This window comes from Pseudomonas sp. MAFF 730105 (assembly GCF_055380705.1).
The window spans coordinates 1,122,246-1,137,167 of sequence record NZ_AP018438.1 but is presented as its reverse complement, the minus strand read 5'-3'; the positions used below and the strand labels follow the sequence as shown (position 1 = coordinate 1,137,167).

The window sequence follows — 14,922 nt, the reverse complement described above, 5'->3', positions numbered from 1 at the left end:
CTATTGCTCCCGAGCCATCGGGCGACGCACGCTGTCCGAGTCCGTCAGTGCCTTGACCCACGCCAGCAATTCACGGCTGTCGGCGGGCTTGAGCAGAACCGCATCGAAGGTCAGGTCCTGGGGATAGTCCTCCGGCCTGCGGGGCGGGACCGCCGAATAGAGCAGCACTGGGCAATCGTGCCCGTGCTCGCGCACCTGTCGCAGCAGTGCCCAGCCGTCCATGCCGGGCATCATCTGGTCGCTGATCAGCAGGTCGACCGGTTGCTGAGCCAGGCAGGCCAGGGCGTCTTCGCCGTTCGCCGCGAGGCTCACGTCAAACCCGTAGCCGGCCAGCAGGTCATACAGCCATTCGCCGTTCTGCTCGACATCGTCCACCAGCAGGACATGCTGGCCCTGGCCATCGAACGGCTCGGCATGGTTATCGACGATGCCGCTTTCCAGCTCGTGTTCCGCGGCGCAGTGCAATTGCAGGCGAAAACTGAAGCGGCTGCCGCCCTGTTCACCGGCCTGGAGTTCCAGCCGGCTGCCCATGCGCTCCAGCAGTTGCGTGACGATGGACAAGCCCAGCCCGCTGCCTTCGTAGCGTTGCGCATTGCGGCCACGATGGAACGGTTGCAGCAGTTGTTCGAACTCTTGCGGATCGATACCGATGCCGCTGTCGATCACGCTGAAACGCAGCGCCACGGTGTCAGCGGTCACCCCTGGCGAAGCGCTCACTTCGAAACGGACCTGGCCGTTACGGGTGAACTTCGCCGCGTTGGCCAAGAGGTTCATGAGGACCTGCCGCAGCCGCTTGAAATCGGCCTCCACCAGCGCCGGCAGGTCCTGCTCCAAAACGGCTTCAAAGGTGTTGCCCTGCCGCGCGGCGAGGAACCCCGCCTCCTCTTCGATTTCCCTCAGAAACCCATACAAATAGCCGGGCGCGAGGGTCAGTTGCATCTGCTCCAGTTCCCCACGGGAGAACTCGAGCATCTCGTCGATCAGCTCCAGTTGCTGGCGGGCGTTACGCTCGATATTGGCCGGGTATTCGTGGTTCGGCCCCGCGTGCAGCAGGCGTGAATAATCGATGATGCGCACCAGCGGCGAGCGCAGGTCGTGGCTGATGCGGGCCATCAACGCACTGCGTGCCGCCAGGGATTCGCGCAACTGTGCCGTGCGCAGCGCCACGGTGCTTTCCAGGCGCTCGTGCTCGGCCTGGCGCTGTTGTTCGAGGGTGGACAGGGCGTGTTTTTCCCGATACCGGCTGCGGCTGACTTCCATGATCAACGTGCACACCAGCAACGCCACGCCGGGCAGGGTCGACGACAGGCTGTGTTTGCTTTGCGGCGACTGCCAGGGCAACTGTTCCTGCGGAAAGAAAATCCGCATCAACAACTGCGAAAGCAGTAGCCCCGTCACCAGCCACGCCATCCAGTGGTAAGTGAGCCGTCGGCGCCACGCCATGAACAACGTGGCCAGGAGCACGCCGTAGAAACTCAGGAGCGACACCTGGATCATCTGCGCACCCTGGACCGGATCGACCTTCAACCACCAGACCCGGCCAAGTGCACAACCCAGCAGTGGCACCCAATAGCTCCAGCCAATGATCCGGGGCAGCCGGTCCACCTGGAGCAACACACGCATGTAGGCGAGGAACAGGACGAACGAGATCACGCTGACGCACGCCAGCAGCTCGCGCGTCCAGCCGAGCGCCGCGGGCCAGTAGATCAGGTAGCCGTTTACGATGCAGGTCAGCAGGATATAGCTCAGTACCGCGCCTGCATTCACGTTCAGCAATCGGGAGCGCAGGATCCAGCCGACGATCAGCCCGAACGGGACGACCAGCAAGACAATGCCCAGGGTCAGACCGTCGCTCAAGTATGTCTGTTGTTCGCTGCGCAGCAACGCCGGTTCGGACCACAGCTGCGGCTCCAGCAACATCTGGAAACTGCCGGTCACCCGGATGAACAGCGTGGTGCCCTGCCCCGCCGCCAGCGCGACCGGGAACGCGGGTTGACGCGCCGCCGGTTGGGGCCATTCGGCCAGGGGATGGGCGCTACCGGCATGGGCCTCGCGCCAGTGTCCGTCGACAGATTGATAGACGCGGATGTCTTCCAGCCGCGGCGCCCCGATCACCAGCAGGCGCGAACAGGTCCTGGCGCTTGCATTGGTGAGTTGCAGTTTCAACCAGAATGCCGAGCGGCTGTAGCCTTGCGCCGGCCAGCCAGGGGTCGCGGTGTTGAATCGCCCGTCGGGCAGTTGCGCGACTTCCTCCAGGCTCAACCTGGCCTGGGGGTCTTCGACAAACTGCATCGCGGGCATCACATCCAGCTGTTCAGCCTGGCAGATATCCACAGGCGCCGCGCGCAGCAGGCCGGCGGACAACAACGTCATCGCCAGCAACAAAAATTGCAGGCCCCGCATCAGGCGCGCCCGGCCGACTCGGTATCGGCTATACCCAGGGTTTGCTGGCGAAACTGACTGGGCGTCATGCCGATGCGTTGACGGAAGGCCGTGGTGAAGTTGCAGGCATTGCGAAAGCCCACCAGCTCGGCGACGTCTTGCACGCTCACAGCACTTTCGGTCAGCAATTGTTGGCCACGACGCAGCCGCGCATCGCGAATGTAAGCGAACACAGTCAGCCCCAGATGCTCGCGAAATATCCGGGAAAGACGTTTTTCATGGGTACCGACTTTTTGCGCCAATTGCACCAGGGAGGGCATGTCGTCGAGGTGCTGTTCAATCCATCGCATCGCGGCGCGCAGCACGATCTCGTCGCCCTCGGGCTCTGGGTCCGCCGGGCTGGCTTGATAGGTTGGCGGCGCGCGCCAGGTCAACTGCAGGTGGATCTTGATGCGCGCCAGCACTTCTTCGGGGGCGCAAGATTTGGGGATGTAATCGACTGCGCCCACGGTCAGCCCTTCCAGGCGTTCCAAGGTGCTGTTGGCCGAAGACAAGAAGAGAATGGGCGTCTGCCGGGTCGACGGAGCCTCGCGCAACAGCCGGCACAGGCTGAAGCCGTCCATGTGCGGCATGTGCACATCCAGCACGATCAAGTCGGGACGCAATGCCAGGGCCCGTTGGTAGCCCTGCTGGGCATCGCTGGCCAGGGATATGCGCCAGGGCTGTGCCTTCAGCAGAATGAGCGTGGCACGGAGGTCCTCCGGGACATCGTCGATCAGCAGAATATGCGGCAGCGCGTCGCCAGACACCGTCGCCCCCCCAGACACAGCCGCCCGCCTTTCGTCTCGTCCGTCGTCCATTCGCTACGTTCTCTTATCGTGCTTTTGCCAACGTCATTGCCGAAAGGCAAAGGTATCGCAAAGACAATCGAGGGATACGGTAAAAATCGTTATACCGATAGCGGCAGGTGCAGCGAAGACTTGAAGAGGCTGGGTCGTCCGTGGCTTTCTCCCCGTTAGACGCCGGTGCTGAAGCGGTCTTGCGGCGAGGCTAAGGATCAAACGACGCAAAACCTGTGGGAGCAAAGCTTGCTCGCGATGACGGCAACCCAGTCAACATTGCTGCTGACTGACTTACCACAATCGCGAGCAAGCTTTGCTCCCACAGGTTTGTGGCTTAACTGATTGGCATTAGGCTGAGGGGGGCGTTGGGGCTGCGGTGCAGCCCAGCGGGGATGAATCCCCTCGCCACAGAGCGGCCCGGTCGTTATGCAGTGTTTAGAGCATTGTGCTTGCCAAACCCACCATGCTCCCGATACCACGCCACCGTATCCGCAACGGTCACTTCCAGATCCCGGAAGCGCAGCCCCAGCGCCTGCTCGCTCTTGCGAGGGTCGAAACAGAAAACCTGTGGGAGCAAAGCTTGCTCGCGATGACGACAAACCAGTCAACACTGCTGACTGACTTACCGCAATCGCGAGCAAGCTTTGCTCCCACAGGTTTGTGGCTTAACTGATTGGCATTAGGCTGAGGGGGGGTTGGGGCTGCGGTGCAGCCCAGCGGGGATGAATCCCCTCGCCACAGAGCGGCCCGGTCGTTATGCAGTGTTTAGCGCATTGTGCTTGCCAAACCCACCATGCTCCCGATACCACGCCACCGTATCCGCAACGGTCACTTCCAGATCCCGGAAGCGCAGCCCCAGCGCCTGCTCGCTCTTGCGAGGGTCGAAACAGAAAACCTGTGGGAGCAAAGCTTGCTCGCGATGACGGCAAACCAGTCAACATTGCTGCTGACTGACTTACCGCAATCGCGAGCAAGCTTTGCTCCCACAGGTTTGTGGCTTAACTGATTGGCATTAGGCTGAGGGGGGGGTTGGGGCTGCGGTGCAGCCCAGCGGGGATGAATCCCCTCGCCACAGAGCAGCCGGGTCGTTATGCAGTGTTTAGAGCATTATGCTTGCCAAACCCACCATGCTCCCGATACCACGCCACCGTATCCGCAACGGTCACCTCCAGATCCCGGAAGCGCAGCCCAAGCGCCTGCTCGCTCTTGCGAGGGTCGAAACAGAAAACCTGTGGGAGCAAAGCTTGCTCGCGATGACGGCAAACCAGTCGACATTGCTGCTGACTGACTTACTGCAATCGCGAGCAAGCTTTGCTCCCACAGGTTTGTGGATTAACTGATTGGCATTAGGCTGAGGGGGTTGGGGCTGCGGTGCAGCCCAGCGGGGATGAATCCCCTCGCCATAGAGCGGCCCGGTCGTTATGCAGTGTTTAGCGCATTGTGCTTGCCAAACCCACCATGCTCCCGATACCACGCCACCGTATCCGCAACGGTCACCTCCAGATCCCGGAAACGCAGCCCCAGCGCCTGCTCGCTCTTGCGAGGGTCGAAACAGGTGCGATGCTCCTCGCGTATCACCAGCCGCAACGTCGCCAAGCTCAACAGGATCGGCTTGCCGGTCAGCCGCGCATAAATCTCCTGGGCCGTCGCGAGGGCGTATAGCAAGGGCAGCGGCAGTTGCCGTGAAGGGGTCTTGACGCCCGCGATACGGCCCAGCACAGGCACCAACTGCCCCATGGTCATGTGCCGGCCCGCCGCGAGGTAGCGCTCGCCTCGCTGTCCCAGCTTGGCGGCGGCAATCAGTGCCCAGGCCACATCGCGGGCATCGACCACGGCAAAGCTGCCGGGGATCAGCCCGGGCAACTTGCCGTTCACGACGTCCTTGACCAGTTGTCCCGAGGACGTCGGGCCCATGTCGCCAGGGCCCCACATCCAGCCGGGCAGGACCATGCAGGCGTGCATGTCGGGATGGGCGTCCAGGAAGGCCAACACGACACGGTCGGCGAGGATCTTGCTGCGGTAGTAATCGTCCGCATCGGCCTCGGCCCGCAGGCAGGTTTCATCGATGGACGCGCCGGGTTCACCGTCGAGCACAGCGATGGAAGAGGTGTGGATAAATCGGCGTATACCCGCGCGGTACGCCTGATGAAGCAGGTCTCGGGTGCCGCCGACGTTGATCGCTTCAAGCGCCGCCCAGTGGCTGCCGCCCTTGTAGTTATCGCGAAAGAATGCCGCCGTGTGGAACACCGTATCGCAGCCTTGCAGCGTAGCGGCGAAGGCGTTGACATCGGCCATGTCGCCGACAATCAGCTCCACACCGGGCAGGTCACTGAATTGCTGTTCGCCTTTGCTTCTGGAGCGGACCAGGGCTTTGACGGCGTAGCCACGCGCAACCAGTTCCCGTACCAGGTTGTTGCCCAGCAGGCCGGTGGCGCCGGTCACAAATACGTTGCGCATGACTCAAGCCTCGCCCTGTTCGGCGGACGGCAGCAGCACCGCGCTGTCGAAGAACACTTCTTCATGGGTGGCCAGCCCATCCTTGAAGATAAAGTGCGCCGCAAAGTGCACAGTGATGTGCCGACCATGGGGCGGTATCACCCGCTCCGGCAGCACCAGGGGAGCAGTGAAGGTGCCGGACAGTACGGCAACCAGTGCCAGTCGATCCTCGGCGACCATGAAGGGGCTGAAGGTGATTTCGGCGTCGGGCAGCGCTTCGAACAACGCGAGTTCCCGTTTGCGCATGGCCTCGCGACCAATCTGAATGCCCGTGCCATCGAGGTAGATGAAATCCTCGCTCACCAATGCAAGCATCGCCTCCACATCACGGCAATTGAAGGCTCTTGAGGCGCGTTCCGCGTAGTCGTTGGGGCCGGCGGTCATACAGTCCACTCCGTGGGTTTCGAAGGGCCGTAGATATACCGTTGGCGCCGTTTTTGAAAAACAGCGACTGCTGCATAATGGCTTTGCACATATGCAAACCAGGGAAGACAGGACGCATGGCATCGCAGGCGAATTGGGACGATCTTCGATTGCTGCTGGCCGTCTCGCGGCGGGGCAGTTTTCTTCAGGCGGGGCAGTTGTTGGGAATCGCGGCGTCTACAGTGTCCCGTCGCCTGACGCAGTTGGAAAGCGCCTTGGGCGAACCCCTTGTCGAGCGGGGCGTCGAAGGCTGTTGGCTGACCTCGCGAGGCCAGTCGCTGGTGGAAGTCGCCCTGGCCGCGGAAACCGGTTTGCGCCGACAAACCCTTGCGAGCCCGCCCGGGCGGCAGGCTGAGCTCAGTGGCAGCGTGCTGGTCAGTGCCGGGGAGGGTTTCTCTTCCTCCGTGCTGGAGGCCGCGAGCCGCTTCACCGCCCTGCACCCCAATTGTTCGGTGGAATTGCTGGTCACCGCCGAATTCCACAAGATCGTCCGCGGCGTGGCAGACATTGCGGTGCGCACCGCCCATCTGGGTGAGCCGTCACTGATTTACAAGCACATCGGCCGAGTCGCTTACGGCGTCTTCGCCGATGCGGCCTATCTGAAGCGCTCTCCAGCGCTCACCCCAGCCACGGCGGCGCATATCGCCTTGCTTCCCCCGCTGGACATGTTGCCGCAACTGCGCGCGGCAAAAGCCGGCGGCCTAGAGCATGCGCCGATCAGCGTGAATTCGTTCACCGCACAACTCGAGGCAGTGCGGCGAGGCATGGGGGTGGCGGTATTGCCTCGGGTATTGGCGCAGGATCTGATCGAGGTGTTTCCTGAGCTGCCTATTCCAGACCTGGAAATCTATCTGGTGAGCCGGCCCCAGGCGTTGAAGCAGGCCCATATCAAATGTTTTTTCGAGATGATGGAGCAGGTGTTGCTGGAAAGTGTGTCCGGGGGTTAGGACTTGGAAAGCCGCGTACTCACCTGGACAACTGCCGCTTCCAGGCTTCATGAATGAGCTCCGGCCTGGCGGTAAAACGCGACATGTGGCGTATGCCAACCACCGGCACTCGAACGCCAGCAATGGTCGCAGTGAAGCCGAATGTTGCGGTATGCGAGCCGGTACAGATGTGGTCGATGACCTCGCCTTGACCAAATGCCGCATAAAGAATGCTGGCAGCAGAAGGCGCCCGGAGTGAGTTGCTGTAGGCAATGATCAACTCCGGGCGACTCAGCTTCATGGTCGCCTCGGCAAAAAACCGCATGGATCGCTCGGCAAGCACCTGATGACTGCCAAGCGCCGATGCCCTGGCCGCTCTGCCGATTGAAGCGGCGTCCTTGGAGCACAGCAGCAAGGCGTTGGTGTAGAGGGTTTCGGCCTTGGTGAAGCCCAGTTTGTCCGGCAGTGTGTTGAGCTGGTTCGCCAGGCGAGTGCTGCCCCATTTGCCCTCTACGCCAAGCCCCACATTACAGACCTCGGGCTGTTGGAAGTCTCCTTCGATGGCGGAAACGTTGGTGAAGTCCTTGTCGGCCTCAGAGCCGTTGAACCCCATCACGATCAGCCTTTTCTGTTCCGGCGGTGCTGCCAGTACGTTGAACGCGCAGTCATATGGGCGTGAGGCAAGAGGGCCCAGTTCGGTTTCGTTCAAGGCATTCAGGATCAGGTTCAGGGTTGCTTGGGGCATGTGAGGTGTCCATCAATTGCCACCGTGTCGTGGCTCGGGGGCGGGCGTTGTCTGTTGTGATTGCCAGCTTACAACTACCTCTGCTTCGATGTATCAGTGATCACCCCGCGCACGCGGATAGGCGCGGTGTTGATTGCGGGCGGATTGGTCGTCATCGCCAAAAGGCCGTGACTGTGGCCGATTCTGCATCTGCTTATCGCCAAACGTTACGAAGGTCGGTTAGACAAGCGAAGCGGCACGTCTATATTCACAGGGCCATCGCTCCCACTGGAGCCGAAATCCCGAGTGGTGGGTCCTGCTGAAAGGTAAAGACCTGCACAACCGGTTCATCTCATGCCCGACGGAAATGAGCTCGGGCAAAGGACTTCCCATGGCCCTGGTCGATCCCAGAAATAACGAATACGACGTTTGCAAACTCCAGAGCGCGAGCATCATTGGCCATGTAACCTCCGATACTGCGCGAATTTGGATTCGTGCGTATCGACCGGGGACATGGAGCCTGGTCTGGTCGACCAAACCCATTGACGGGGATCTGGTCAAGTTGGACGGAAAACCCTTGGTGGTTTTTTTAAAATCATTCGACTGTGCGTATGAATCGCACTCGTTCAGTTGGGATGATGACTTGACCCATACGTTTGATCTTAAAGGTCTGGATCAAAATACTGTCTATTACTACTACCTGATGACCGACGAGACAGACGGCACGGAAGCCTTTCGCAAAACTGAAATCGGCTGTCACAAGTCCCTTACATTCAGGACCATGGCTGACGCAATGCAGGACTTCAGCTTTGGGTTCTATAGCTGCCACGACCCATTCAACGCCAACGGAAGTTATGGTGCGTGGCCGCTCTTTCTTGAGCGAATGAACACGTCGGACGCCAGGTTTTCAATAGGTGGAGGCGATCAGGTTTACGTGGACTGTCAGGATAGCAAACACTTTCCAGACATCTGGGAATGGTTGGTCGAGAACAAGGACGATCTGATAGCCGAGTGTTCCACCGGCAAGAGGCTTGATACCAGGAAACTCGACGCGTATCTGTTGAATTTGTACCGCTGGTATTATCGGGTGTACTGGAAATTCCCTCACCTGCAGGAAGTGTTTGCGAGATATCCGCAGTACATGATCTGGGATGATCATGAAATCATGGATGGCTGGGGCTCCCGTACCGATGAAGAACGAATTGCAATCATCTCGAGGATTTTCAAATCCGACGACAACGCGACTGACAGAAAACTGGTCGCGTCCATGTGGACAGCGGCGCGGACTGCCTACTTTGAGTATGCGCATAGCCACAATCCAGACACCGGCATTTCCAAAGACTCATTAAAGACGCCGGAATCATGTATTTGGGATTACAGCTTCGAAAAGGGTGGGGTTCCTTTCTACATGCTTGATCTTCGCGGGCATCACGACGTCGAGAGCCCCGAACATAAGAATTTTATTCTCGGAACACAGCAAGTCGAAAGATTCAAAACGTGGCTGACAAGCAACGAGCACACCTCCTCACCGGTATTATTTGTGGTCAGCTCAGTGCCCGTCGTCCACTGGAAATCGGTTCTATTGACGGTGGGGTCATGGTTTGACTCAGCCAAAGATGACTGTATGGATGAGTGGGACCACAGCACCAATCACACAGAGCGAAACCTGCTGCTTGATGCGGCTTTTCAGGCTTTGGATAAAGGCGGGAAGACCCTTGTATTCATCAGCGGTGATGTCCACTGCGCGGCGGCTTTTCGCCTGAGCCACGATGACTACCGTAGAGCCAGTGTTTACCAGATCACCTCAAGCGCTATTTCGCGCATGCCCGCCGGCCAGCTTGCCGGGGGTGGAATTGCAAGCTCAGGAAGGATCAGCGGCCATGCCTCCATTTACTTTGAGCATCTGTTCGGCCATTCGGAAGATAAGAACTTTGCAATCTTCCATGTAACGGGTGGGGCCTCAGCCTCCGTTGACCTATGCTGGCCTGGCGGCGCCCAGGGAGAGGCAGTGGTGAAGACACTCCGGCTTCGCTGAGATCGACACGAACTGGGCAACGCCGATCAGTGGCTCGATAGCGCTGACCCAGTTCAAACACACAACACCCCACGAAACCCTCTCGCCGCGTAATACGACTGCACGCCGTTGTGGTACACGAACACCCTGCCATAACGCCGGTCACCGAATATCGCCCCATCCAGCGAGCGAACGTCAGCGGGTGTTGCCAGCCAGCTGGACGTTTTCAGGTCAAATGCCTCCAACGCCTGCAACTCGCGGTACTGATCCTCCGTCAACAGGGCGATGCCTATCTCTTCCGCCAGCTCAAGCGCGCTGCCCCGAGGTTTGTTCTCCTTGCGCGCTTCCAGGGCCGCGCGGTCGTAGCAAAGGCTTCTACGGCCGGCCGGGGTTTCCTTGGCGCAATCGCAGAACGTCACGCGCCCGGTGTGCTTGTCGTGGCCGATCACGTCCGGCTCGCCTCCAGTGGTTTCCATGGCCTGGAGGGTTTTCAGCGCGGCGGGGTTGCTTTCGAGCCGGGCCTGGACGTCAGGCCATTGAAGGTCCGGGTGGCGATGAGGGTTTTGTTCGAAACGGGACTTCAGCGTGTGCAGGAGGTTTTCCTGTTCTGGTTTTTTCATGGCATTGGCTCCTAGAACAAGGTGCCGGTGAACACTTGGGCGTTATGGAACTTCGAGTGCCCAGCCGCCGCATTCGTATATTGCTCGACCAGGTCATAGGCCCCCAAGTCGACCATTTCGATGTTATTGGGCGCCGTGACGGATTTGGTCATGGGCTGGATGACCAGGCCTTTCACCACGGGGGGACCCGGGTTGATCAAGGCGTCGAGGATTTTCCTGACCATGGTGGTCTTGGCGAACACATCCGTGGTCGAGGTGCTGGCGAGATTGCCGTTGGTGCCCAGAAGACCGACAAGGCAGTAGAAGACCCAGCAGGGCGACATTTGCCAGCCATACTTGGCTTCGTTGAGCGACGCATCCACGCTGCCTTTGCACTCGACGATGATGTACTCCTCCACCACGCCGCTGATCAGGTTGCGCTTGACCCATATCTGGTCGATTCCATTGGTGCGGCCTGAAGAGGCTTTGCCGATCTTCATCTGGTATTCGTTGCCGAGGACGGTAATCAGCAGTTTGGTGGCAGCATATTCACCACGGGTTTCGCTGGCGAAATGGATGGCGTTGGAGTTCTCCAAGTTCTGGAAGTGGTTCTGGATTCTGTTCCCTGATTTTCTGTCATTGACCGAGAACTTGTGAGAAATCCCCCCATGGGTTTGCAGCCAGTTATATAGCTTCGCCTGCGCGGCGGGGTCCGAGCTGAGCAGGTTCCAGTAGTTGAGCGCAATCGGATCGGGCACGGGTTGACACAAGACGGCTCGGCGTTCGATGACCTGTTGGGCGGCATAGGTTGTGACAGGGTTGGTTGTCCCGAATACCTGTTCGACGTCCGGGTGGAAGTAGCTGCCTTTGGTGAATTGCTTGTCCCGCGCGACGGCCTCCTTGATCTTCACGGCATCCAGGGTGTCCAGCAAGACCAGTTGATCAGCCCGGTCAGGATTGCCGTAATCCGAAGTGAGGCCATGCCTGTTGGTGATTTGATTGACGACATGCCTCCATTCCTTTCCGGTGGTATCCACCTGGGTGATGCCCAGGCTGCCGATGGGCGTGAAGGGATAGCTGCCGGTCGTCAGGGTCAGTGGCTTGGAGTCGAATGCAGTGTCGGGGGTGAAGAACAAATTGGTTTTCTTACCATCGCGCTTTTCCTTGGGAGCCAGTTCCATGATTTTTACATTCAATGGATCCGTCAGGCTGGTGTAGTCATTAAGCTGATTCACAGGAATCCCTCCCAATGTATCCGGCGCGGATATTTCACTCTAGACAGGGGAATTCGGGACGTCCAGCTAGGGGAATTGGCTGTGCGGCAACTGTCGGTATCGGGGTGACTGACAGGCCGTCATCGCGAGCAGGCTCGCTCCCACATGGGGGGCTGTGGTGCTAGTGGTATTCAGGTACGACAACGGACCCTGTGGGAGCGAGCCTGCTCGCGATGGCGTCGACACATTCAACATCCGTGTCCAGGCCTTTTTACAGCCGATAACCCACCGGCATCTCATGCCGCGTCGCCGTCTTTTCTTCGTGATAATGCGGCCGCCCCGCCGGCGATCTCATCAAGGCCGAGTTCGCCAATACCGTCTCCGTCAGCAGGCAGTCCTCTCCCCCAAACCAGCAAGCCAGGGCCGAGTTCCTATTGCCATGCATGTCCACCACCACCGGCCAGTTCTCCAGGCCACCGGCGTCGCTGGGTGGGATGTCGGGGTAGTGCTTGGGCGGCAGGACCAACGCGTCGCCGGGGCGCAGCCACAGGTCGGCCAGGTAGATCTCCCGTGCCGCAGGACGCCAGCGGGCGACGCTGATGACCAGTGGCAGACGTCCGTAGCGAGAGAAGAAGGCATGGGGAAAGTTGTGGTATTCGAGGTCGGTGGGGTTGTAGGTCAGCAGTTCACGCATGCGCTCCGGCCCCAGATACGGGGATTGATGGCCCGCCCATTTGCCATAGGTGTATTGGCCCAGGATCAACTGGTCGTACTCGAAGCGCAGGCATTCGCCATTGGCAAGCAGGGTCATGCCGAAGGCTTGTGCCGTTTCCTTCGTGGCCCAGATGGGCTCGTAGCGTACTTCCTTGACGCGGAAATCGAATTGCTTGATCCGATAGGAACCGCAGCTCGTCGGCACTTCACGGTCCCACCAGGTGATGCCGGAATAGCGGGCGCCCAGCAGCAGGTCGGGGTTTTCAGGTGTCAGGGAGATCAGCTTGCCGCGCACGTAGGCGCTGGGCTGGGCCAGGCCATGGTCATTGAACAGATAAGGAAAGGTTCGCGGATCGAGCGCTGCTTCCACGCCCTCGTCGATAAAGGGAACACTGTTGAAGACTTGCATCGTCAGGGACCACTCACGCAAGAAAGCACGGGAGACCCGGCCGTATAGGCCGGGTCTGTCTGTTGGTTATCAACTATACGGACGATGCGCCTCGCGGAACCAGTCCATGCCGTGGGGCAGGCGCCATGGCCGGACAGCGGCGCGTTTTTCGATCTGGGTCAGGCACATGGCGTTCATCCAGTAGTGCACCAGCAACAGATGGAACACGTCGTCGCCACGCCGATCCCAGATCACGTCGTCTTGCTGGCGCCCTGCTTCGATGGGTTTGAGCCGGCAGTCATTTTGGTCATGCATGCCTTGCAGACAGGTACCCGTCTCGTAGTTGATCAGCAGCACCGGGTGGTTGATTTCCGGATAAGGTTTTTCCAGCTCGGGCATGTACCAGTATTGCCCCAGGTTGTGCCTGTCCGGGGTTTGCATGGCGATCCGGGTCTTGTTCTGCGGGTCGGTGGCCAGGGCCGGTTTGGAGTCGGTGTTGTTGCGCACGATGTACAGCAACGTACACGGGTCTTCCTGGGTCTTTTCCGTCTGCACCACTTTGACGTTGCCGAACGAGTCATGACACAGGCGCGCCGAGACTTTCACCGTTGGGTTGAGGTCTTTGCCCGCCTGGCCGAAGCCGGCGACGAGCCCGTCGACGCCCGGCGTTTCCAGGTCATTGCCCGCCAGCACATAAGTGAGGCCGGCCAATGGGTTTGGCACCATGTACCTGGTCAGGGCCTCCCAACGCTGGAGCGCCTTTTCACTGGCGCCGTTCAGCAGCAGCACCTCACGCATGCGACGACCGGGGTAGTAACGCTTGTCACGAGGCCAGCGCTCAGTGGCCATCAATAGCTTGTGCCCGCTTTTTTGTTTCACCAGCGAGGCCAGCGCATCCCAGAACTGTTCAAAGTCTTCGCTGGAGGCATCCGCTGCCGGTGGGGTGTGAAAGGTTTCGCTGGTTTCCTTGCTCTTGTTGTCGACGAACACAAGCCGCAGGGCTGGGCCGGCTGTCGCCGCGACAGATGCCTTGAGCCGATTGGAGCGGCCGAGAACAATCGTCGACTCTTGCCAATCCGCTTTGATTTCCGCCTTGTAGCTGGTGTACCACCGGTAGGCCTGCTCCACTGCCGTGCGAGTTGCACCAGTGTTGATGAAGTAATAGACCGGCGAGAGGTTCAATTCCACAATCGCGGGATCGTTGGCCAGCGACTCGCGCCATTTGCTGAAATCCGCGTTGCAGTTATTGGGCTCCATCGAGTTGAAGTTGATCGAATGGGTGCCCCCCCGGGTGGTCAGGTTGGCCTTGCGATGGGCCAGGTGTTTCTTGACCGTTTCCGAAATCGAGGTCGAGGCGCTGCCGCTGACGAAAGCGCCGTACTCGGCCTTGACCATCGCATCGAGGGTGTTGGTCTGGCTGAGATAGCTCTTGAGCGCGGTCATCGCGTAGTTCAGCGAGCCGCCGACGGTGACCTCACTGACGATATCGACGCCGAAAGCGAGGAAGAAGTCGAAGAACGGCTGCGGATTGTCCTCGTCGAAAGCCGACGGCAGTGCCTTGACTCGTTCCTTGAAGACGTCGGTGGCGTTGGCGGGGTCGACCGCAAGCGTCAGTTTCCACAGCCGTGCCGTGTGGCTGTAGAGCGCAGCCTCACGCTCCTCGAAGGTTTTGATCTCGCTGCCGAACGTGACTTTGAAACCCGCGGAAAAGGCACCGTACTTACCAGCCGCCTCGACGCTCGATTGGGTATGGCTTTCATAATCGTCGCGGGAAGAAAATGTCTCGACCGTGGAGTTGTCCTGGGAGACCGCTGTGCTCATGGTGACGTGCTTGCCCACGTTGTAGGACGTGTCTTTGTAGGGCACGGTCCGTTTACCCGACTCGGTATCACCGACCTTTTGACATTCCTTCCTGTCGCCGGCCCAGTCGAGCCGATTCAGGCCGCGTCCCAGTAACTGCGAGCCGCCGATATCACGCGGATCATTTGCGCTGCCTTGGAGTCCTTCGTTCATCGCCTTTCTCCCATCGCTCACGTTGTATCAACTGATGCCAATTGACGGGATTCAGTATCAGGAGGCCGCTGCCGAGCCGACAGTCCAGAGCGGTGTCAGTCCGGTATCAGTTTGGTATCAGGCAAAATGCCATCTTTTCATTAACGTCGCGGATGGAGAGGAGTAGACTCGGGCGTCTGCCGTTGAC

12 protein-coding genes are annotated in these 14,922 nt (G+C 59.7%); 3 read left to right on the top strand and 9 right to left on the bottom strand.

Annotated features, from left to right (window positions below):
* Entirely contained in the window at nt 1–2,403 is a 2,403-nt protein-coding gene (locus PCOSP_RS04880; protein ID WP_464710455.1) for a hybrid sensor histidine kinase/response regulator, read from the bottom strand.
* The gene (locus tag PCOSP_RS04875) at nt 2,403–3,242 is read right to left on the bottom strand and encodes a helix-turn-helix domain-containing protein (RefSeq protein ID WP_464710454.1); all 840 of its coding nucleotides are present in this window, start codon (nt 3,240–3,242) and stop codon (nt 2,403–2,405) included. The genes PCOSP_RS04880 and PCOSP_RS04875 overlap by 1 nt, the downstream gene beginning before the upstream one ends.
* Nucleotides 3,243–4,333: 1,091 nt before the next feature.
* Between PCOSP_RS04875 and PCOSP_RS04870 the strand changes: the two genes are divergently transcribed.
* The gene (locus tag PCOSP_RS04870; protein ID WP_464710453.1) at nt 4,334–4,564 is read left to right on the top strand and encodes a hypothetical protein; all 231 of its coding nucleotides are present in this window, start codon (nt 4,334–4,336) and stop codon (nt 4,562–4,564) included.
* A 79-nt stretch (nt 4,565–4,643) separates the two neighbouring features.
* Here PCOSP_RS04870 and PCOSP_RS04865 read toward each other — a convergent pair whose 3' ends face one another.
* The gene (locus tag PCOSP_RS04865) at nt 4,644–5,681 is read right to left on the bottom strand and encodes an SDR family oxidoreductase (protein ID WP_464710452.1); all 1,038 of its coding nucleotides are present in this window, start codon (nt 5,679–5,681) and stop codon (nt 4,644–4,646) included.
* A 3-nt stretch (nt 5,682–5,684) separates the two neighbouring features.
* Nucleotides 5,685–6,104, bottom strand: coding sequence for an ester cyclase (locus PCOSP_RS04860; protein WP_139645933.1), 420 nt, complete (start codon nt 6,102–6,104; stop codon nt 5,685–5,687).
* Nucleotides 6,105–6,220: 116 nt separating this feature from the next.
* Between PCOSP_RS04860 and PCOSP_RS04855 the strand changes: the two genes are divergently transcribed.
* A complete protein-coding gene (locus PCOSP_RS04855; RefSeq protein WP_464710451.1) occupies nt 6,221–7,090 on the top strand; it encodes a LysR family transcriptional regulator in 870 nt (289 codons plus the stop codon).
* Between the two features lie 19 nt (nt 7,091–7,109).
* On the opposite strand, the gene PCOSP_RS04850 is transcribed toward PCOSP_RS04855, so the two are convergent.
* Entirely contained in the window at nt 7,110–7,814 is a 705-nt protein-coding gene (locus tag PCOSP_RS04850; protein ID WP_217510094.1) for a hypothetical protein, read from the bottom strand.
* Nucleotides 7,815–8,184: 370 nt separating this feature from the next.
* On the opposite strand from PCOSP_RS04850, the gene PCOSP_RS04845 reads away from it, so the two are divergent.
* On the top strand, nt 8,185–9,828 hold the full coding sequence (locus PCOSP_RS04845; protein ID WP_464710450.1) for an alkaline phosphatase D family protein: 1,644 nt from the start codon (nt 8,185–8,187) through the stop codon (nt 9,826–9,828).
* 53 nt (nt 9,829–9,881) lie between these two features.
* Here the strand turns inward: PCOSP_RS04845 and PCOSP_RS04840 are convergent, their stop codons facing one another.
* The 4 genes from PCOSP_RS04840 to PCOSP_RS04825 form a co-directional block, all read right to left on the bottom strand.
* On the bottom strand, nt 9,882–10,427 hold the full coding sequence (locus PCOSP_RS04840) for a DUF4256 domain-containing protein (RefSeq protein ID WP_464710449.1): 546 nt from the start codon (nt 10,425–10,427) through the stop codon (nt 9,882–9,884).
* An 11-nt stretch (nt 10,428–10,438) separates the two neighbouring features.
* A complete protein-coding gene (locus PCOSP_RS04835) occupies nt 10,439–11,641 on the bottom strand; it encodes a hypothetical protein (RefSeq protein ID WP_464710447.1) in 1,203 nt (400 codons plus the stop codon).
* Nucleotides 11,642–11,891: 250 nt separating this feature from the next.
* On the bottom strand, nt 11,892–12,743 hold the full coding sequence (locus tag PCOSP_RS04830; protein WP_175385491.1) for a hypothetical protein: 852 nt from the start codon (nt 12,741–12,743) through the stop codon (nt 11,892–11,894).
* Nucleotides 12,744–12,812: 69 nt separating this feature from the next.
* Nucleotides 12,813–14,735: an MAC/perforin domain-containing protein gene (locus PCOSP_RS04825; protein WP_175385492.1), complete on the bottom strand. Its 1,923-nt coding sequence runs from the start codon at nt 14,733–14,735 to the stop codon at nt 12,813–12,815.
* Nucleotides 14,736–14,922 lie beyond the last annotated feature (187 nt).

Excerpts from the sequence above, each read along its gene's own strand:
- PCOSP_RS04880 (WP_464710455.1), bottom strand. The coding sequence starts at position 2,403 with ATGCGGGGCCTGCAATTTTTGTTGCTGGCGATGACGTTGTTGTCCGCC.
- PCOSP_RS04875 (WP_464710454.1), bottom strand. The coding sequence starts at position 3,242 with ATGGACGACGGACGAGACGAAAGGCGGGCGGCTGTGTCTGGGGGGGCG.
- PCOSP_RS04870 (WP_464710453.1), top strand. The coding sequence starts at position 4,334 with ATGCTTGCCAAACCCACCATGCTCCCGATACCACGCCACCGTATCCGC.
- PCOSP_RS04865 (WP_464710452.1), bottom strand. The coding sequence starts at position 5,681 with ATGCGCAACGTATTTGTGACCGGCGCCACCGGCCTGCTGGGCAACAAC.
- PCOSP_RS04860 (WP_139645933.1), bottom strand. The coding sequence starts at position 6,104 with ATGACCGCCGGCCCCAACGACTACGCGGAACGCGCCTCAAGAGCCTTC.
- PCOSP_RS04855 (WP_464710451.1), top strand. The coding sequence starts at position 6,221 with ATGGCATCGCAGGCGAATTGGGACGATCTTCGATTGCTGCTGGCCGTC.
- PCOSP_RS04850 (WP_217510094.1), bottom strand. The coding sequence starts at position 7,814 with ATGCCCCAAGCAACCCTGAACCTGATCCTGAATGCCTTGAACGAAACC.
- PCOSP_RS04845 (WP_464710450.1), top strand. The coding sequence starts at position 8,185 with ATGGCCCTGGTCGATCCCAGAAATAACGAATACGACGTTTGCAAACTC.
- PCOSP_RS04840 (WP_464710449.1), bottom strand. The coding sequence starts at position 10,427 with ATGAAAAAACCAGAACAGGAAAACCTCCTGCACACGCTGAAGTCCCGT.
- PCOSP_RS04830 (WP_175385491.1), bottom strand. The coding sequence starts at position 12,743 with ATGCAAGTCTTCAACAGTGTTCCCTTTATCGACGAGGGCGTGGAAGCA.
- PCOSP_RS04825 (WP_175385492.1), bottom strand. The coding sequence starts at position 14,735 with ATGAACGAAGGACTCCAAGGCAGCGCAAATGATCCGCGTGATATCGGC.